18 protein-coding genes and 1 tRNA gene are annotated in these 18,668 nt (G+C 30.7%); 9 read left to right on the forward strand and 10 right to left on the reverse strand.

Going from position 1 to position 18,668, the window contains the following annotated elements; all coding sequences use genetic code 11:
* The first annotated feature begins 55 nt into the window (after positions 1 to 55).
* The 6 genes from BTO16_RS13525 (at position 56) to BTO16_RS13550 (ending at position 3,940) form a co-directional block, all read left to right on the forward strand.
* On the forward strand, positions 56 to 868 hold the full coding sequence (locus BTO16_RS13525; protein ID WP_105022197.1) for an SDR family oxidoreductase: 813 nt from the start codon (positions 56 to 58) through the stop codon (positions 866 to 868).
* Between the two features lie 2 nt (positions 869 to 870).
* The gene (locus tag BTO16_RS13530) at positions 871 to 1,311 is read left to right on the forward strand and encodes a 3-hydroxyacyl-ACP dehydratase FabZ family protein (protein ID WP_105022198.1); all 441 of its coding nucleotides are present in this window, start codon (positions 871 to 873) and stop codon (positions 1,309 to 1,311) included.
* 98 nt (positions 1,312 to 1,409) lie between these two features.
* Complete coding sequence (locus BTO16_RS13535; protein WP_105022199.1) at positions 1,410 to 2,684, forward strand: beta-ketoacyl-[acyl-carrier-protein] synthase family protein; 1,275 nt, start codon at positions 1,410 to 1,412, stop codon at positions 2,682 to 2,684.
* Position 2,685: 1 nt separating this feature from the next.
* Complete coding sequence (locus BTO16_RS13540; protein ID WP_105022918.1) at positions 2,686 to 2,937, forward strand: acyl carrier protein; 252 nt, start codon at positions 2,686 to 2,688, stop codon at positions 2,935 to 2,937.
* A complete protein-coding gene (locus BTO16_RS13545; protein ID WP_105022200.1) occupies positions 2,937 to 3,491 on the forward strand; it encodes a 4'-phosphopantetheinyl transferase family protein in 555 nt (184 codons plus the stop codon). The genes BTO16_RS13540 and BTO16_RS13545 overlap by 1 nt, the downstream gene beginning before the upstream one ends.
* Positions 3,491 to 3,940 (forward strand): 3-oxoacyl-ACP synthase, encoded by a 450-nt coding sequence (locus BTO16_RS13550; RefSeq protein ID WP_105022201.1) that lies wholly within the window; start codon positions 3,491 to 3,493, stop codon positions 3,938 to 3,940. Before BTO16_RS13545 ends, BTO16_RS13550 begins: the two co-directional genes overlap by 1 nt.
* Here BTO16_RS13550 and BTO16_RS13555 read toward each other — a convergent pair.
* The 3 genes from BTO16_RS13555 to BTO16_RS13565 form a co-directional block, all read right to left on the reverse strand.
* Positions 3,924 to 4,856 (reverse strand): ABC transporter ATP-binding protein, encoded by a 933-nt coding sequence (locus BTO16_RS13555; protein WP_105022202.1) that lies wholly within the window; start codon positions 4,854 to 4,856, stop codon positions 3,924 to 3,926. The genes BTO16_RS13550 and BTO16_RS13555 overlap by 17 nt on opposite strands.
* Before the next feature lie 6 nt (positions 4,857 to 4,862).
* Positions 4,863 to 5,345: an ABC transporter ATPase gene (locus tag BTO16_RS13560; protein ID WP_105022203.1), complete on the reverse strand. Its 483-nt coding sequence runs from the start codon at positions 5,343 to 5,345 to the stop codon at positions 4,863 to 4,865.
* Positions 5,346 to 5,451: 106 nt separating this feature from the next.
* Positions 5,452 to 6,048: a thioredoxin family protein gene (locus tag BTO16_RS13565; RefSeq protein ID WP_105022204.1), complete on the reverse strand. Its 597-nt coding sequence runs from the start codon at positions 6,046 to 6,048 to the stop codon at positions 5,452 to 5,454.
* 131 nt (positions 6,049 to 6,179) lie between these two features.
* Between BTO16_RS13565 and BTO16_RS13570 the strand changes: the two genes are divergently transcribed.
* On the forward strand, positions 6,180 to 6,800 hold the full coding sequence (locus tag BTO16_RS13570) for a hypothetical protein (protein ID WP_105022205.1): 621 nt from the start codon (positions 6,180 to 6,182) through the stop codon (positions 6,798 to 6,800).
* Positions 6,801 to 6,863: 63 nt separating this feature from the next.
* Here the strand turns inward: BTO16_RS13570 and BTO16_RS13575 are convergent, their stop codons facing one another.
* The 5 genes from BTO16_RS13575 to BTO16_RS13595 all read right to left on the reverse strand — a co-directional run bounded on the left by BTO16_RS13575 (position 6,864) and on the right by BTO16_RS13595 (position 14,132).
* Complete coding sequence (locus BTO16_RS13575; RefSeq protein WP_105022206.1) at positions 6,864 to 7,343, reverse strand: regulatory protein RecX; 480 nt, start codon at positions 7,341 to 7,343, stop codon at positions 6,864 to 6,866.
* A gap of 68 nt (positions 7,344 to 7,411) precedes the next feature.
* Complete coding sequence (locus BTO16_RS13580; protein WP_105022207.1) at positions 7,412 to 10,927, reverse strand: efflux RND transporter permease subunit; 3,516 nt, start codon at positions 10,925 to 10,927, stop codon at positions 7,412 to 7,414.
* 8 nt (positions 10,928 to 10,935) lie between these two features.
* Positions 10,936 to 12,108 (reverse strand): efflux RND transporter periplasmic adaptor subunit, encoded by a 1,173-nt coding sequence (locus BTO16_RS13585; RefSeq protein ID WP_105022208.1) that lies wholly within the window; start codon positions 12,106 to 12,108, stop codon positions 10,936 to 10,938.
* Between the two features lie 11 nt (positions 12,109 to 12,119).
* Positions 12,120 to 13,526, reverse strand: coding sequence for a TolC family protein (locus BTO16_RS13590; RefSeq protein ID WP_105022209.1), 1,407 nt, complete (start codon positions 13,524 to 13,526; stop codon positions 12,120 to 12,122).
* Positions 13,527 to 14,132 carry a TetR/AcrR family transcriptional regulator gene (locus BTO16_RS13595; RefSeq protein WP_105022210.1) on the reverse strand — a complete coding sequence of 202 codons (606 nt, stop codon included), beginning with the start codon at positions 14,130 to 14,132 and terminating at the stop codon, positions 13,527 to 13,529. It abuts the gene before it with no gap.
* Between the two features lie 127 nt (positions 14,133 to 14,259).
* Between BTO16_RS13595 and BTO16_RS13600 the strand changes: the two genes are divergently transcribed.
* On the forward strand, positions 14,260 to 15,231 hold the full coding sequence (locus BTO16_RS13600) for a polyprenyl synthetase family protein (RefSeq protein ID WP_105022211.1): 972 nt from the start codon (positions 14,260 to 14,262) through the stop codon (positions 15,229 to 15,231).
* A gap of 63 nt (positions 15,232 to 15,294) precedes the next feature.
* Positions 15,295 to 15,368, forward strand: a tRNA-Ile gene (locus BTO16_RS13605).
* A gap of 627 nt (positions 15,369 to 15,995) precedes the next feature.
* On the opposite strand, the gene BTO16_RS13610 is transcribed toward BTO16_RS13605, so the two are convergent.
* A complete protein-coding gene (locus BTO16_RS13610) occupies positions 15,996 to 17,090 on the reverse strand; it encodes a DUF6371 domain-containing protein (protein WP_146105410.1) in 1,095 nt (364 codons plus the stop codon).
* The gene (locus BTO16_RS13615) at positions 17,077 to 18,666 is read right to left on the reverse strand and encodes a DNA primase family protein (protein WP_105022213.1); all 1,590 of its coding nucleotides are present in this window, start codon (positions 18,664 to 18,666) and stop codon (positions 17,077 to 17,079) included. The genes BTO16_RS13610 and BTO16_RS13615 overlap by 14 nt, the downstream gene beginning before the upstream one ends.
* Positions 18,667 to 18,668: the final 2 nt, after the last annotated feature.

Raw genomic sequence — 18,668 nt, forward strand, 5'->3', positions numbered from 1 at the left:
TTCAGAAGTAAACTTTACTGTTACACTGAGTTTTTCGAAGTGAAATACATAAAAAATGAGAGAGTTTCAAGATAAAAATGAGTGGGCAATTATTTTAGGAGGTTCTAGTGGATTAGGTTTGGCAACAGCAAAAAAGTTGGCTAAGCACGGCATGAACATTTGTGTTGTTCACAGAAATTCGAGAGCTCAAATTCAAGAAAATGAAAAAAATTTTGATGAAATTAGAAAAGAAAATATAGCATTTATTTCTTTTAATGTAGACGCTTTGAATTCAGAAAAAAGAGAATGTGTTTTATCAGAAATAAAAGAGAAATTAGGATCAAAAGGCAAAGTGAAAACCTTGGTGCATTCTATTGCAAAAGGCAATTTAAAACCAATGGTTTCTGAAAATGAAACCCTAAGCTTGACGAAGGGAGTATTACAAAACGACGATTTTCAAATAACAATTAATGCAATGGCAATTAGTTTGTATGATTGGTTTCAAGCAATTTTTGATCATAAACTATTTGCGGATGATGCTAGAATTATTAGTTTTACAAGTGAAGGAAATACAAAACCTTGGAAAAATTATGCAGCAGTTTCTGCGGCAAAAGTTACTTTAGAAGCTATTTCTAGAAACATTGCTTTAGAGTTTGCGCCTTTCGGAATTAGAGCCAATTGCATTCAGGCTGGCGTTACAAATACTGCATCTTTGAATATGATTCCAGATAGTGAAAGCATCAAAAATCATACGTTAAAAAGAAATCCGTTTGGTAAATTAACAACTCCGGATGATGTTGCAAACGTGGTTTATTTATTAAGTAAAGACGAAGCTGCGTGGATTACCGGAACGATTATTAAAGTTGATGGCGGCGAAAGTTTAAATTAGAAATGGATAAAAAAAACATCATACAATATTTACCTTATAGCAAGCCTTTTTTGTTTGTGGATGAACTTTTAGAAGTGTCAGAAAATGGCGTTTCAGGAACCTATACATTTAGTGAAAGCGAGTTTTTTTACAAAGGCCATTTTAAAGAAAATCCGATAACGCCGGGTGTAATTTTAACGGAAACGATGGCGCAAATAGGGTTAGTTTGCCTTGGGATTTATTTGTTAAAAGAGGATATTTTATCAGAAAAAAAACCGCAAATAGCCTTAACCTCAAATCAAATTGATTTCTTTTTACCTGTGTATCCGAATGAAAAAGTAAGAGTTGTTTCAGAAAAAGAATATTTTAGATTTAACAAATTAAAGTGTGCCGTAAAAATGTACAATACAAAAGACGAATTGGTTTGCAGAGGAACTATTTCTGGAATGATGATCGCAAAGTAGATTTAATTTATAGAAAAATTAGTGCATTTCAGATTCGTAAAAATCCGTGTAATCCTTATCAAAAATAAGAAAAAGTTACTGAAATAAATTCAGCATAAATGAAAAACAGAGTTGTAATTACAGGTTTAGGGGTTGTAGCACCAAATGGAGTCGGACTTGAAGCGTTTACAAAAGCCATAAAAACAGGAACATCAGGAATTACTTTTCATCAAGAATTACAAGACAAAGGTTTCTCTTGTTGTATTGGCGGAATTCCGGAAGTTTCAGAAGAAAAAAAATTAGCATATTTAACGCCTTTGCAACTTAGAGGGTTTAACAGTACGTCTATTTTATATGGTTGCATGGCAGCAATTGACGCTTGGAAAGATGCTGGTTTTTTGGTGGATGAAAACTCAAATTTAGACTACGACTCAGGTTTAATTTTCGGAACAGGAACATCCGGAATCGAGAAATTTAGAGAGTCTATTTATTTGATTGACGAACAAAAAGTAAGACGCTTAGGAAGTACTTCTGTGGTGCAAACGATGGCAAGTGGAATTTCTGCATATTTAGGCGGAATTTTAGGTTTTGGGAATCAAGTTACTACAAATTCATCTGCGTGTACAACGGGTACAGAAGCGCTTTTATTAGGTTTTGAACGCATTAAAAACGGGAAAGCAAAACGAATGTTAGTAGGCAGTTCTAGCGATAGTAGTTTATATACTTGGGGAGGTTTTGATGCGATGCGAGTGATGACTTACAAACATAACGAAACTCCAGAAAAAGGGTCTAGACCGATGAGTGAAACGGCATCAGGCTTTGTGCCAGGAAGCGGAGCAGGAGCCTTGGTTTTAGAATCTTTAGAAAGTGCTTTAGCAAGAAACGCAACCATTTATGCAGAGGTTTTAGGAGGAAATATCAATTCTGGCGGACAAAGAAATAGCGGAACATTAACCGCTCCGAACCCAGAAGCAGTTCAGAAATGCATTTCGGATGCGTTGCTAGATTCAAAAATTAAAGCATCAGAAATTGATGTACTAAATGGCCATTTAACCGCCACATCAAAAGACGGTTTAGAAATAGAAAACTGGTCGAATGCTTTACAGAGAAAAGGTACTAATTTTCCTTACATAAACTCTTTAAAATCTATGGTTGGGCATTGTTTGGCTGCAGCTGGCGCGATAGAATCCGTAGCTTCTGTGTTGCAAATTAAAGAACAGTTTATTTTTCCGAATATCAACTGTGAAGACATTCATCCAGAAATAACAGCATTGATTTCTTCGGATAAAATTCCGACTAAAATGATTGAAAAAAATATAAATATTGTAGCAAAAGCAAGTTTTGGTTTTGGTGATGTAAATGCATGTGTTATCTTTAAAAAATATATTCAATAAAATGACAAAAGAAGAATTAATTATAAAATTAAAAGCGATTGTAAAACCATACATTCAAGATGAGGAAGCTTTTAAAAACTTAACAGAAGAAACCGATTTTATTAATGATTTAAAAATAAATTCCGCCAATTTAGTAGATGTTATTTTAGATGTAGAAGATGAGTTTAACATAGAAATTGACAACGATTCTATGGAGAAAATGCTTTCTGTAAAAGCGGCGATGCAAATTATTGAAGAAAAATTATCTGCATAATGATTGGGAATGATATTGTTGATTTAGAGTTGGCAAAAACCCAAAGTAATTGGCAAAGAAAAGGGTTTCTAGAAAAACAATTTACAGCTGATGAACAAAAAAGTATTTTAAATTCAGAAAATCCGTTTTTGCAAGTTTGGTTGTTTTGGAGCATGAAAGAAGCCGCTTATAAATGTTATGTACAAGAGTTTCAAAAACGTTTTTTCGCACCTAAAAAATTTAGTTGTAAAATACTTTCTAAATCAGAAGGAATTGTAGAAATAGAAAATTATTTATATTACATAAAATTTTCAATATCAGAATATTACATTCAGAGTTTTGCTTTTAAAAATAAAAACAGTAAAATGGTTTCAGACTCGTTTTTTATAGAAGAAAAAGTTTCTAAAACCAAAGCTACAAATCAGCAAATGTTGTCTTATTTTTCTGATGATGTTGTGGTTCAAAAAAACGAATTCGGAGTTCCGTTTTTATATCAGCAAGAAAAAAAATTACCAATTTCTGTTTCAACTTCTCATCATGGAAATTATGGTGGATTTGCTTTTTTAAATACCTAATGAATATCAAACAAGAACTTTTTAAACAATGTGAAGCGTTTGTAAATAAACGAGCACAAACGGTTGATGAAATTATTTCATCAAATCAAAATGCGTTGGAATCTGAAGCTAAGAGTTCTGCTGGAGATAAGCACGAAACAGGAAGAGCAATGTTGCAGTTAGAAATGGAAAAAGCGAGTCAGCAATTTGCCGGAATTCAAGAAATGAAAGAAATTTTATCAAAAATAAACACTACTAAAACCTCGAAAATTGCTCATTTAGGAAGCATTATTTTTACAGATACAACCAATTATTTTTTAAGTATTTCTGCAGGTAAACTAACAGTTGATGAAAATGATTTTTTTGCGATCTCGGTATCTTCTCCAATCGGAAAAATCCTTTTAGGAAGCAATGAAAATAAAGCGCTTTCTTTTAATGGAAAAGAAATAAAAATTAGAGAGATTCTGTAAAAGAAAGTGCAATAGCTGCTCTTTTTTGCAATGCTGCAGAGTTATTAAAAAATATTTTTTGATTTTTAAATTCGGCCTCAATCAACCAAAAAGAACCCTTAAAATAGGTTTCAAGAACTACTGCAGACAAGTTAGAATGTTCTACTATTTTTATCTGATGAGGATATAATAAAACAATTTTCCCGTCAATAGTAATTTCATTTATATCATCAAACAAAGCAGCAACATACTTTTCTATTGGATTGTGGTAAATTTTACTTGGTGTGTCGTTTATTAAAATTTTGTTATTTCTGAGTACTATTAAATGATCCGCAAAAGACAGTGCATCATTTTTATCATGCGTAGCAACAATACAAGCTATATTTTTTTCTTTTAAATAGGTAAATAAATTTCTTCTTAAAGAGTTCTTTTTAAAGTTGTCTATTTGACTAAAAGGCTCATCTAGCAATAACAGTTCAGGTTCATTTGCCAAAGCTCTAGCAATAGCAACACGTTGTTTTTGCCCGCCGCTTAAATTTTTAACTTTTGTGTTTGCAAAAGGTTTCATTTCGATAACTTCTAATAATTCTTGCGTACGTTGTTCACTTTCTTCAGGATAAAACCGCGACAAGAATTTCTTAATGTTTTCAGAAACGGAAGTGTACGGCATTAAATCGAAATCTTGAGCAACATATTTAAAAAAATCCATTCCTGGAACTAAATGAAATTTAGGGCCTAAAACCCTTATTTCTTTCCAGTAAATTTCACCTTTTTTTAAATTTACTAAACCATAAATGGCTTTTAAAAGTGTAGATTTTCCGCAACCGCTTTCGCCCATTACGCAAAGGTGTTCTCCTTCATTTAAAGTGAAGTTAAAATTGTTTAAAACAATTTTCTTTTTAGAATACCCAAAAGTAACGTTGTTTACTTGCAGCATACAGTTTTATAAAAATCTATTATACCAGCTATTTTCTATGCTAATTTCCCAAAAATTTTCTAGATCTTCTTTGTTGTTTATTAAATTGTCAAAAATGATTGTTTTTCCTGTTACAGCCTTATTTTTAACTAACTTTTTAAAGTCTTTTAGTTCTTTATACTGCACAAATTCACCTTGTTTAAAACAAGCATTCATTTTGTCTAAAAGTTCAACTTTGTAGGTTTCTTGTAGTTCTAAAATAAAGGAAACCGAAGCATCAATATCGGCATTTGTTATGGTAGTTTCTGAAACATCTGCCACAAATATGATAAATCTATTATGTAAAAATTGATAAGAAGCTTTGAAGTTTTCGTCATCAGCCTTCCAATTTTCTACAAAGGTTTTAACTTTTTGCTCAATTTCTTCTATTTCTGTTGGATAAAATTTTCTGCTAGAAGGATAAACCCAAACCTTAGCGTCTTCTGGTAGTGTACTATAATCTACAAACATAACTTACATTTTATATTGCAAAGATACAGAAAGAAAAACCGCAAACTTATGTTTCAAATTTGCAGTTTTTAAAAAGTATCCTTTAAAAGTTAAAGAGGTGTTTTTTTTAGTTTTTTTGCAATAATTTTATAAAATCTTCTTGTGTGCTTATCCCTTTATCTTTGTTGTACCAAACTTGTAAATCTTCTTTTAATTGAGCATCTAAGGCTCCGTGTTTGGCTTTGTAATCAGTAACCAGTTTTGTAGCTACAGCTGGTCTTGGTCCCCAAGTATCGATTACATTATTATCTTTATCTAAAGCAATTAATTTAGGAATTGCTCTTCCGCCGTTTGTTAAAAACAAATCCATTAAATCTAGATTTTCATCGCGTAAAACTAGTTTTAATGTAATGTTATTATTTAAAGCTGCCATTTTATTGATAACAGGCAAATTTTGAGCCGCATCACCACACCAACCTTCGGTAAGTACCAACCAAGTTGTAGGTTCATTAATCTTCTGAATTTGTGCAGAAGTTTCATCAGTAATTTTAATGGTTTTGTCTAGTCGCTTCATTCTTGTTGAGTTTAACAAACTATAATTTGTTAAATCTTCGGATTGATTTGGACCTGTAGATTTATTTTCGGCTAATAGATTTTTAACGAGGTCTAAATATTCTTGATAAGAAAGGCTGTTTTTTAAACTCGTTTCTAGGATGTTTTTCATAATTGGTATAAGATGTATTGTAAAATTTTAGACGTAAAAATGAACTGCAACTTACATTATTTTATTGTTTCACTTACTTTAACAAAACATAAATATAAAAATGCTTATTTTTACAGATCAATTTTTAAAATTTGAAAAATAGTTTATTCTTTTTGGCTTTTATTGTCTTTCTTTCTTGTAATAAGAAGAAAGTAGAGGTGTTGCAAAAACAAGAATTAAAACCTCTTTTAAGCGCGGTTAAAAACTATACTATTAAAGAAAAAGTAGATCTAGTTTTTTTGAAACAGATAGAAACTTGGAAAGAATTAAAAGCAGTTGATAATTTTTTATCGAGGTTTAAAAAAGTTTCTCCGAACGAAATTTTAGGCAATGCGCTAGAGCTAAAAGGATTAGTGCAATCTTTAAAAGACAGCATAAAACCAATATTATTTGAAAGCGCATCTTTTAACACCCGCATAGACATTTTGCAAAATGAAACCTTACGTTTGGCAGATATGACTTTTATACCAGCTATTAAAGCAGAAGAAGTTACTACACAAACAGATAAAATTATGAATGCCTTTTCTGCGATTAATTCTAAAATAAATTCCATTTTATTAAAAGAACGTTTTGAAGACGAAATAGATTTAGATATTGCTTTTATAGGATTAGATTCTACAAAAATTGACAGTGTTTCAAGAAAATCAATCAAAAAGGTATTGAATGATAGAAAAACACTCAATAAAAATTTCTTAAAGGAAGCGCAGCAGTAATTTTATTACTGTACTATTTTTAATATTTGTTGTTAATCAACCGAAGTTCATTTTAGTAAAACACTAAGAAACCACCTCGTTTACGGTTTTATAAATCAAATCAGTTTCAAAACCTTTTCGCATTAAAAAATCAATCAGCTTTTTCTTTCTTTTGTAAATATTGGGCTCAGAAATTACCTCGTTTCTTTTTTCTGTAATTCTGTAAATAGTTTCTAAATACGATTCTTCATCAATTTCTTTAAGTGCCGTTTTTATATTATAGGCAGAAATATCTCTAAATTTTAACTCTCTAACGATTCGTGGTTTTCCCCAGCTTTTAATTCTGAATTTACCTCTAGCATAACTTTTAGAAAAACGTTCTTCGTTTAAAAAGTCGTCTTTCATCAAACTTAAAAGAATGAGTTCTCTAGCTTCGGGAATTAATTGAAAATCGCGAATTTTTTGCTCAACCTCTTTATGACATCGATCTTGATACACACAATAGTTCTCTATTTTGCGTTTAATTTCGTTTACTGTGTATGATTTCTTCTTCTTTTCAAACATGATTTCGAAAATACAAAAAGAGGATGAAATCATCACGACTTCACCCTCTTTATATAAATTATAGTTTTTTATCCTATTTCTTGAATCTGACTTTCCATTTTGGCGGTTTGACTATCTGCTTTTAATTGTCCTTTAATTCTCATTTTAAACTTAGTAACTAAAAAGAATAAAATTGGTACTACAATTAATGTTAAGAAGGTGGCAACAAACAAACCATAAATAACGGTTTTTGCCAAAGGTCCCCAGAAAATAACATTATCTCCACCCATATAAATATTGGCATCAAACTCACTAAACAACGTAAAGAAGTTAATGTTTAAACCAATTGCTAACGGAATTAACCCTAAAATAGTAGTTATTGCAGTTAATAAAACGGGTCTTAAACGCGCTTTACCAGCTTGTACAATGGTATCAAATAACACATCTAACGGCAAATACTCTTCTTCAGAAACACCATCTTGTTGTTTTCTTCTGTTAATTAATAACTCGGCATAATCCAATAAAACAACTCCATTGTTTACAACAATACCGGCAAGAGATATAATACCAACCATCGTCATCATAATAACAAACGGAGCGCCAGAGATTACCAATCCTCCAAAAACACCTATAAAACTTAAAAAGATTGCTAACATAATAATTCCAGGTTTAGAAACCGAGTTAAATTGGAAAATTAGAATAAAGAATATTAACATTAGACCTGTAAAAAAAGCACCCACTAAAAATGCCATTTGCTTGTTTTGCTCTTCAATTTGCCCTGTATAATCAATTTTAACAGTTTTAGGTAAATTTTTAAAGTTCTTCATTGAATTTTGAACTCTAGCAACTACAGCGCCTGCATCCGTCTCTCCTGGCGAAAGTGCAGAATATACAGTTACAACTCTTTTTACATTTTTATGTTTAATGGCACTAAAACCAGAGCTATTTTTTTGAGTAGCTACAGCAGAAACCGGTATTTCTTTAATTTTACCAGAAGCCTGATCTCTAAATGTTATTTTTTGATTAAAAACAGCGCTTTTGTTGTAGCGATCTTCTTTATTAAAACGAACATAAATATCATAATCTTCACCGTCTTTTTTATAAATTCCGGCTTTATTTCCAAAAATAGAAGCTCTTAATTGTTGCCCAACTTGCCCTGTGCTAACGCCTAATTCTCCTGCTTTTTTACGATCGACTAAAACCTGCATTCCTGGTTTCGATTTGTTTACATCTATTTTTAACTCATCAATACCAGAAATACTTTGCGTATTTAAATAATCGCGCATTCTTTCTGCAGTAAAAATTAATTCCTCATAATCTTCGCCGTTTAGTTCTATATTAATTGGCGATCCTGCCGGCGGACCTGCTGCATCTTTTTCTACAGAAATTAAAACTCCTGGATAAATACCAACTAAAGCGGCTTGCACTTTTTGACGTAAAATTTCACTGTCTTCTCCTTTTCTAAATTTATACTCACGCATAGAAGCCGTGATTTTTCCTTTGTGTGGCATTTCTGCGGATGAACCTCCATCCGTTTGCGGGTTTCCTGCACCTTCACCAACTTGAGAAACCGTACTTTCTACCATGTAATTATAATCGCCGTCGGTATACATATCCTGATTTAGAACTTTATATACTTTTTGTTCAATTTCGGATGTAATTTGATTCGTTTTTTCGATATCGGTTCCTTCAGGGTATTCGATATACACAATAATCTGATTTGGTTTGTTGTCTGGAAAAAACTCAACTTTTGTTCTTTGTTCTTTCAAAGACCAACCAAATGCCATAAATGCAGCTATAAGTAGTGCAAAAGTTACTGTAACCAAAATATAGGGTCTCCAACCAGTTAAAGATGTTTTTAACTGTTTTGCGTACCAGTTTTCTAAAGAAACTAAGGTGTTTTCTTGAAAATAATTTGCAGCTTTTCTTAAAACTAATCGATATACCCACAACATAATTGCGGTAAAAATAATTAAAGTACCTAAGGCATTATAAGCGCCACCAAAAAAGAAAATAAGCAAACCAACAACACCCATAATACTTGTTAAACGGATGATGCTTTTTACAGGCATGTCTTTATCTTCTGTGCTCATAAATTGAGAAACCAATACCGAGTTGAAGAAAATTGCTACGAATAAAGACGAACCTAAAACAATTGATAATGTAATAGGTAAAATAACCATAAATTGCCCCATAATTCCTGGCCAAAGTCCTAAGGGAATAAAGGCAGCAACTGTGGTAGCTGTAGAAATAATAATCGGAAAAGCAATTTCGCTAATTCCTTTTTTAGCAGCTTCTTTTCTGCTCATTCCTTCTTCATCCATTAAACGGTAAACGTTTTCAACAACTACAATTCCGTTATCTACTAGCATTCCCAGTCCCATAATTAACCCAAAAAGAACCATAGTGTTTAATGTGTAACCCATTGCGCCTAATATCATTAAAGACATAAACATAGACATCGGAATTGCAAAACCCACAAAAATGGCATTTTTAAATCCGAGGAAAAACATTAAAACAATCACCACTAAAATAACACCAAAAATAATATTGTTTACCAAATCATCCACTTGACCAATCGTTTTTGGAGATTGATCGTTCGTTATTGTAACTTCTAAGTCTGACGGAAAAGTAATTTCTTTTGCATTTTTTACAATTACTCCAATTTTATCTGCGGCAGTAACCATATTTTCTCCAGACCTTTTTTTAACATCTAACATTACAACAGGTGCACCGTTTTCTCTTGCGTATGTGGTTTTGTCTTTGTCTTTAAAGTTTATTTCTGCAACATCTTTTAAGTAAATAGGATTGTCGTTTTCTGATTTGATTACAAAATCTCCTAAATCTGACGGATTGTCAATTTCACCAATAATTCTAATAGTTCTTCTTTGTTTGCTTGTAATAAAATTACCTGCAGACATGGTTACGTTACCACGATTGATAGCATTTGTAATATCATCAAAACTAACTTTAGAAGCCATCATTTTGTAAATATCTACGGCAACTTCTACTTCTTTGTCTTGCGCACCACGAATAGCTACTTTTTTAATTTCTTTTAAATCTTCAATTTCGTCTTGTAAATGCTCTCCGTATTCTTTTAATTTAGCAACAGGGTAGTTTCCAGAAATATTAATATTTAGAATCGGTATTTCTTCAGACATGCTTAACTCAAAAACATTTGGAGTTACCTTTGCGCCATTAAAAGTTGGCCAATCTTCGCCTGCTGTTTCTTGATCTATTTCGTCTTTTACTTTCTGTTTTGCTTTATTTGGGTCAATTTTCTCATCAAATTCTACGGTAATAATCGAGTAATCTTCTTGAGAAGTTGAGGTTATTTTTATAACGTTACTTACCGACTTTAATTTGTCTTCTAAAGGGTTTGTAATTAGTTTCTCTATGTCTTCTGCAGTATTTCCAGGATATACAGAACTTACATAAATTTTAGTTTCGTTTATCTCAGGGAAATTTTCTCTAGGCATCGAAAAATATGCCGCAACTCCTAGATAAAGGATCAAAAACATTAAAACGTAAATAGTCGTTTTATTGTGTATTGCCCAAGAAGAAAGTTTAAATTCTTTCTCTATTTTTTTGGTTTTTTTAGACATCTTTTCTTCTATTTATTAATCACTTTTACAACTTGTCCGTTATTCACACTTCTAGCGCCTTCTATAATAACTTCTGTATCTGCGGTAAGATTTTTTACCACCTCAATAAAATCACCTTGGGTTTTGCCTGTTTCTATAATTAATCGCTCAGCAATTCCTTCGTTATTCTCTTTTTTATTTTTTACGACATAAATAAATTGTTCGCCTTTAGAATTTTCTGAGATGATACTTTGCAGAATTAAAATGGCTTTTTCATTTGTATAATCGTTCAATTTTAATTTTGCTGTTAAGTTTGGTTTGATGGTTCCTTTTAAATTAGGTACATCAATTTCTATTTTAAAAGATCTATTACTTGGGTTGATGTAATTACCAACTTGTCTTATTTTAGAGTTTAAAGTTTCGCCAAGAACAGGGAAACTCACTTCTACAAATTTGCCTTCTGTAATGCTGCCAAGGTATGTTTCTGGAACCTCTGTTTCTATATACATATTAGAAAGATTTACAATTCTAAAAACTTCTGCTCCCTGTCCTGGTGCAACAACAGTTCCTCTTTCTTTAAAAACGGCGTCTATAATTCCGGCAAAAGGCGCTCTAATTGTAGATTTTGATAACTGACTTTTTAATTGATTTACAGTACTTGTTTGCGCTTCAAAAGCTGTTTTTGTTTGTAAAAACTGAATTTCAGATCCAATTTTTTGTTCCCATAATCTTTTTTGACGTTCGTATGTAGTTTTTGCTAACTGAGCATTTGCTTCTAATTGTGCTAATTGTTGAGACATTCCGCCATCATCAATAGTTGCTAAAATTTGACCTTTACTTACTTTATCGCCCTCTTTAACAAAAACACTTTTTAAAATACCCGGCATTTCTGGGTACACTAAAATATTTTGTTTTGTTTGTACATTTCCTTGTAATTCTATAAAGTGTGTAAAAACAGCTTCTTTAATAGTTAACGTTGTAATTAATGGCGTATTTTTATCTTTGTTTAAAGCATCTAACTTATCATTTAATTTTTTTAAATCATCAGCTAAAGTTTGCAGTTTTGTGTCAATTTCTAGTTTTTTAGAGTTTATTTGAGTTACATCATCTGTAGCCAAAATTTGATCTATGGAAACTTCTTTTTTGTTTCCGCAAGCGTTTAAAATAAGGGCTGTTACTACTAATATATATATGTTTTTCATAATACGTGTAATTATTTAATTGGTAAGTTTAGGGCGTTTTCTAATGCTGCTTTTTTAGAAATTACAGCTAACATAGATTGTATGTAATTCTGTTGTTGTGTGTATAATTGGTTTTGTGCTAGTAATAAATCGAAACTTGAAGAAATTCCCTCAAAAAATTTGATGCGTTGTTTTTTCTCTATTCTTTCTGATAAACCAAGATTTTTTTGAGCGGTAGTGTAATTTTCAATACTTAATTGATAATCGCTTTTTGCTTTTTCTGCTAATAAACTTAAGCGCTCTTTAGTTTCCGTTAAACGTAAATCTGCATTTTCTAAAGCTATTTTAGCTTGAGCGGTTTTAGACTTTCTACTAAAACTACTAAAAATAGGCACATTTAAACTTACACCCAAAAGAGAAGAATCAAACCATTGTTGGCCGCTATTGAAGAATGTAAAAGAATCAGAAAAACCTTGACTTCCATAATTAACAAAAGCATTTAAACTTGGTAAAGCTTTGCTTTGTTCTAGTTTCATCATTAAACGTTTTGTTTCTCTATCGTTTTCAGAAATTTTAAAATCGATATGATTGTTCACGTTAAAATCTTCTGAAACTAAACTTAGCGCCATATTGCTTATTACTAATGAATTTAGAGTATCGGTTAAAATTAAACTTGTGTTTATAGGATTACCAAGCGATAAATTAAGCATTTGATATGCGATTTCTTTCATTCTTACCACACTACTCAATTGGTTTTTTAAATTTCCTAACGTAATTTCTAGTTGCTCAACATCTTCCTCTTCATTCAATCCATTTTCATAGATTTTTTTAGCATCGTTATAATTTTTTTGAAGAATGGTAATATTACTTTCTAAAATTGCAATGCTACTTTCTGTTACCAAAACGTTTCCGTATGCATTTATTACTGCTTCTCTAGTTAGTAGCTCTGTTTTTTCTTCTGCTTGTTTAGATATTTTTAAAAATGTTTTAGAAGCTTGTAAACCCACTAAATAAGAACCATCAAACAATAATTGCGTTAGGGTTACAGAAGCATTTATGTTTTGCTTTGTACCAAAAACTACAGGAATAAATCCGTCTGGTGCATTTGGGCTACTTTCTCTAGTGATGTCAAAAAAATCTTCTACTGTTTGAACAACCGATTCTCTGTTATCAAAAGCGGCTGCTGGTAATAAAGAAACAGGTTGCTTTAAAAAATTTTGATAATCTACTCTTCCGTTAACTTGGGGCAAACCAATAGCCGTTGTTTCCCAAACTTTTTCGTTTGCAGATCTTATGTCATTTCTAGCGGCTTTTGTATTGTAACTATTCTCTAATGCAAAATTTATTGCCTGTTTTAGAGAGAGTTCCATCGTTTTTTCTTGTGCTTTTAATGATATAGTAAAAGCAAAAAAAGAAATTAGGTATATGTACTTCTTCATTTATATTTGATTATTTTTTAATTGTTGTTCTAATTGTTGCAAACCTTTTTCTGTTGATATTCCTCGTAAGTGATACTCTAAATAAATGCTTATTAAGGTATTCATAGAATATTTTGTTAACGGAAAAAGTTGTTGGTCTTTAATGCCTAACATTCCGCTAAAATAAATTCTGCTAATAAAATCGATGTCAATTGTATTTCTAAATAAACCAGATTCTACACCTCTTTTTAAATTGTCTTGAATCATTTCTTGCATTACATGAAACTGTTTTTGCTTTAAAGAAGCATAAATTCGTGGATAATATTTTTGAAGTTGATACAATGGTGACGACTTTTCATCTTTTAAATGCTCCATAACCACGCGTTTAATGTGAAACATTTCGTCTATGGGATTCATTTTTTCTTTACAAATTGCATCAATACTGCAACAAATAGTATCAAACATGTAGTCTGTAACAGCACTAACTAAGGCTGTTTTATTGTTAAAATACTTGTACAGTGTTTTTTTAGAAACCCCCAAAGCACTAGCAATTTCATCCATAGTAACACTCTTAAAACCTAGGTTTAAAAAGAGTTCGTTCGATTTCTCTAAAATTTTATCTTTCATAATTCGAGTGCAAATATACAAACGGAAACTTTAGAAACAAAAAAAGTTTCCAAAGTTTTAATGTTTTTTTAACATTAAGATTAAAAAGAAGAATTTCTTTACATTATTTTTACAAAAAATTAAAGGTTTGAACATTTTACACTATCAACAAGAATTCTTGCAGTATTTAAAATCTAAAAACTGGGTACATGAGCCTAAAAACTTATACGAACCCATAGATTATATTTTACAATTAGGAGGTAAAAGAATACGTCCTGTATTAACATTAATGGCTGCGGATATTTTTTCTTCGGATTATAAAAAAGCAATGCCAGCAGCTTTAGCAGTAGAAGTTTTTCATAATTTTACGCTAATACACGACGATATTATGGACGAGGCGCCGTTAAGAAGAGGTAAAGTTACCGTTCATGAAAAGTGGAATATTAATACAGGTATACTCTCTGGAGACGCAATGTTAATTTTAGCGTATCAATATTTTGAAAATTACGAGCCTGTAGTTTTCCATAAATTGGCAAAGTTATTTAGTAAAACAGCTTTAGAAGTTTGTGATGGTCAACAATTAGACGTAGATTTTGAAACTAGAGACGATGTAACTATTGACGAATATATAAATATGATTCGTTTAAAAACATCCGTTTTAGTGGCAGCTGCTTTAAAAATGGGTGCAATTGTAGCAGAAACAAATGAACAAAATGCTGATTTAATTTATGATTTTGGATTAAATTTAGGTTTGGCTTTTCAATTACAAGATGATTATTTAGACACCTTTGGAGACCCAGAAACATTTGGGAAACAAGTAGGAGGCGATATCATAGTTAATAAAAAAACTTTTTTATATTTAAAGTGCTTAGAGGTTTCTAGCGAGGCTGATAGAAATAAGTTACAGCATTTTTACAAACGAAAATTAGACGATAACTCCGTTAAAATAGCAGAAGTAACTAGAATCTTTGATTTGAATGATATTCCTGTTTTAATGAAAAACGAAATAGAAAACTATACAGAGAAAGCATTTAACACCCTAACAAGTATGGATATTACGGATGCTAATAAAGAAAATTTAAAAACGTTTGGTTTATGGTTAATGAATAGAACGGTATAATTATTCTTTAATTTTATTTGCAAATAATTTAAAAATAATAGTACATTTGCAGCCTAATAAATTGGTCCTATAGCTCAGTTGGTTAGAGCACCTGACTCATAATCAGGTGGTCCCTGGTTCGAGTCCAGGTGGGACCACAGAAATAAACCTCAACAATCTGTTAATCAGTAAGTTGAGGTTTTTTGGTTTTAATACTTGTACGATTTATGTATTGTAAATTGCTTTTAGTCTTATATTCTATAAAAATAAATGTAAAAATAAAGTTCTTTTATAGCGTTCATTTCGTACACTTCTTACATTCCTAAACCTGAAAAACATTAATTAATCAAGATAAAAAGAAAAAACCACCTCGTTAAAAGTGGTTTTAGTTCAAATAAATTATTCTGTATGAATAAGAATAAAAAACAAATCTATAACCTATTTTTTAATAATCTTTACGGGTTTCCATAATCTGAAATAAATTTATAAAATCAAAACAATACGCGCACGCGAACAGATAACCCCGAAGTTTTTAAAATCTTACTAATTCTAAGTACTTTATTTACACACGCGAACAGATAGTTGAATATATTTTATTTTATGGTTTCCTAAAATTCAAATAAAATCATTAATAATCTTTTTAAGTATTTAGTAAAAGTTTAATTAAACAATACGCGCGCGTCAGATACTAACGAACTTTATTTTAACTTGAAAAAAATTGATTATTCAAATAGAATCTAACTATTAAAAACATCAATACAAATCAACTATTGAAAAATTAATAGTTAATTTCTATTAAAATAATAATCTGCTAAATCAAAACCATTTTTAAAACTTGTTTGCTCCAGTAGATTGCTTACCTCAATTTTAAAGCCTTTTGTTTTTAATTCTTTTGCCTTGTTGCTCCAGTTGTTAAATTCGCCTTTATCAGGAAACGCAAAACACTTTCTTTTTTTTAAGGGTTCTAACAGTTCAAATTTAAAATTGCTTTTACTACCAGTAGCAAGCCAAATAAATTCAGGTAAAAAAATACTCATAATTATAGCGGTTTTTTCGCTCTCTACAATTGCAATATTTTTTTGATAATCTTCATTAATTAAATGTAAACCAAACAAACATTGATAAAGATTAAAATTAGGCTCTTTAATGGCTTTATGTAGCCAATTAATATGATTATAAGGTTCTTTTATTCTTTTGCCTGTATACTTATTGTATAGCATTATTTTTGCACTTCTTATTTGTTCGCTTGTATCTATTTGCCAAAATATCGTTGCATCATTCCAACATAGATTTGCACCTGTTAAATAATAATCTTGACTTGCTTTTTGAACTTCATCAAATGTAAAGTTGTTTAGTAAAAAGGCGGTTAAATTGTCATCATTCTTTTGATTATTGTATTGATTAATTAATTTATTTTGAAGCTGTAAACTGTGATAACTTGGTTCAACTTGTTTAGGTTGTTTTAAGGCTCTTACTTCATTTATAAAGGGTGTTAAATCAGTATTAAAATACTTACTTTCATTATTTAGATAATTGATAGTTGAGGTTTTTAAATACCATTCAGAAATAAAACAATTTTCTTTGTTTTGCTCCAGTATTTGCGATTTTGGTATTATAGAAATAACGCCATTTACATCAACTAATTTAAAAGCTTTAATACTTATGTCCTGTAAGGCTAAAAAGGGTATTAAATACCCTCTTTTGCCTTTTGGTGGTGCTTTGTGATAATTACAGTTTTGCTCCCTATCACATCTGCCAAAATCAGTAGTTAAATTGTTGCCCGTTTCTGTATTAACGTAATAAACAAACGTATTTTTATTACAGTTAGGGCAAAGGTTCTTTTTACTACTTTTATCTAATGAATATTTAAAAGTTTCCATTTGATAAATGATTTTTGTTAGTAGAAACATAAGCTACATTTCCAATACTTTTGCGTTCAACAATTATTTTAAAATGTCGTAAACGTTTCATAAAATTAGATTTGTTTACTTTGTAAAAACCGTCTTCAATACAAAAATCTTTATACTGTCTATAAAGTTCGCTAATTGTTGTATAATCAGTCGAGGTTTCATATTCAAACTCATCAATAAACATTTTTACACTATCGCTTTGTTTTTCGTAATCGCTTCGAGCGTTATCGACTGCCAAACATTTACTAAATTTCTTTTGTTTTAAAACCCTTTCAAGTCCTGATAAAATCCAATTAAAAACGCCTGATAATTCGCTGTTTATTATCTTGTTTGCGAGTTCCTTATCTTGTTTGTCTTCGGGTATGGTTACATCAAAACCAATAATTAAAAAACGTCTAAAAAATGCGTTGGTATGCTCTACGTCTTTTGGCAAATCATTACAGTTAAAAATAAGTTTTGCATACTCATTTAAAATAAAAGGTTCGCCATAAGGTAAACGAGCTTCGAGCGGTTCGCCTGATGCCATTTGTTTAAAAATATCGGTTTCAAGTTTACCATTTATTTCTGATGCGTAATTGACTAACTTATTCGCAATTTTTGCCCTAAAATAGCCGTTATCATTCGTTAAACTTTGTAAAGAGTAGTTACTAATATTTTGACTACCTAAAAGGGCGTTAATTATCTCAAAGAAAACAGATTTTCCATTCGCTCCAGTTCCGTATAAAATAAGCATCTTTTCAAGTTTCAAAACACTTGGCTTTATAAAAATGTATCCACAATATTCTGCAAATATTCTTTGCTTATCTACATCAGGCAAAACCTCATCTAAGTACTTTTTAAATAGTGGTGCTTTGGCTTCGGGTTCGTACTCAAATGGTAACTGATGCGTTAAAAAATCGTTTCTGTTAAACCCTCTTAACTCTCTTTTAGTTGGTGTTATTTCAAACGTACCATTTTCTAAATTGATTAATACATTCTTTTTGTTAGTCTTTGGCGTTGGCAAATAAGCATCTGCCATAAATTGTTTAAATAGTTCATCTTTAAAAGTATGTATTTTGCATTTAAATTTTTCTACACCCATTTTTAAAGAAACGTTACCTAAAAAAGATTGAAAACTCTCTTTGTTTATTTCGCTCCAGTAACTGCCATTATACAAATAAATAAAACCGTTCTTTTTGCATAAACCCCAGTTGTTTGCTTTGGCTATTTTTAAAAGTTGCTCAATACAAAGTACTAAAAAATGATTTTTAGAAAGCTTATAACTATTAAGCTCTTTATCTAACTTTCTATATTTCTCAAATTCTGCTTTATTGTCTTTGTTATAAGTGCCGTCTTCATTATAAACAAACTTTTTTAAGTCTTCAATTTGTTTTTTTACGTTTTCAATATCAGGAAACGCCAATATTTGAAAGTCAATTTTATTGATGCTTTTTGAAAGTTCCTGTAAAATGTCATCAGTTGTTTTTTCTGAATGCTCAAAGTTTTCTGAAAGCTTTAGTACTTCATTCTTAATGATAGTATCTAAGTTGTTTTTTATTAACTCCATAA

The organism is Polaribacter glomeratus, assembly GCF_002954665.1.
Taxonomy (GTDB): Bacteria; Bacteroidota; Bacteroidia; order Flavobacteriales; family Flavobacteriaceae; genus Polaribacter; species Polaribacter glomeratus.

Coding starts and splice junctions, on each gene's coding strand:
- BTO16_RS13525 (WP_105022197.1), top strand. CDS start 56: ATGAGAGAGTTTCAAGATAAAAATGAGTGGGCAATTATTTTAGGAGGT.
- BTO16_RS13530 (WP_105022198.1), top strand. CDS start 871: ATGGATAAAAAAAACATCATACAATATTTACCTTATAGCAAGCCTTTT.
- BTO16_RS13535 (WP_105022199.1), top strand. CDS start 1,410: ATGAAAAACAGAGTTGTAATTACAGGTTTAGGGGTTGTAGCACCAAAT.
- BTO16_RS13540 (WP_105022918.1), top strand. CDS start 2,686: ATGACAAAAGAAGAATTAATTATAAAATTAAAAGCGATTGTAAAACCA.
- BTO16_RS13545 (WP_105022200.1), top strand. CDS start 2,937: ATGATTGGGAATGATATTGTTGATTTAGAGTTGGCAAAAACCCAAAGT.
- BTO16_RS13550 (WP_105022201.1), top strand. CDS start 3,491: ATGAATATCAAACAAGAACTTTTTAAACAATGTGAAGCGTTTGTAAAT.
- BTO16_RS13555 (WP_105022202.1), bottom strand. CDS start 4,856: ATGCTGCAAGTAAACAACGTTACTTTTGGGTATTCTAAAAAGAAAATT.
- BTO16_RS13560 (WP_105022203.1), bottom strand. CDS start 5,345: ATGTTTGTAGATTATAGTACACTACCAGAAGACGCTAAGGTTTGGGTT.
- BTO16_RS13565 (WP_105022204.1), bottom strand. CDS start 6,048: ATGAAAAACATCCTAGAAACGAGTTTAAAAAACAGCCTTTCTTATCAA.
- BTO16_RS13575 (WP_105022206.1), bottom strand. CDS start 7,343: ATGTTTGAAAAGAAGAAGAAATCATACACAGTAAACGAAATTAAACGC.
- BTO16_RS13580 (WP_105022207.1), bottom strand. CDS start 10,927: ATGTCTAAAAAAACCAAAAAAATAGAGAAAGAATTTAAACTTTCTTCT.
- BTO16_RS13585 (WP_105022208.1), bottom strand. CDS start 12,108: ATGAAAAACATATATATATTAGTAGTAACAGCCCTTATTTTAAACGCT.
- BTO16_RS13590 (WP_105022209.1), bottom strand. CDS start 13,526: ATGAAGAAGTACATATACCTAATTTCTTTTTTTGCTTTTACTATATCA.
- BTO16_RS13595 (WP_105022210.1), bottom strand. CDS start 14,132: ATGAAAGATAAAATTTTAGAGAAATCGAACGAACTCTTTTTAAACCTA.
- BTO16_RS13610 (WP_146105410.1), bottom strand. CDS start 17,090: ATGGAAACTTTTAAATATTCATTAGATAAAAGTAGTAAAAAGAACCTT.
- BTO16_RS13615 (WP_105022213.1), bottom strand. CDS start 18,666: ATGGAGTTAATAAAAAACAACTTAGATACTATCATTAAGAATGAAGTA.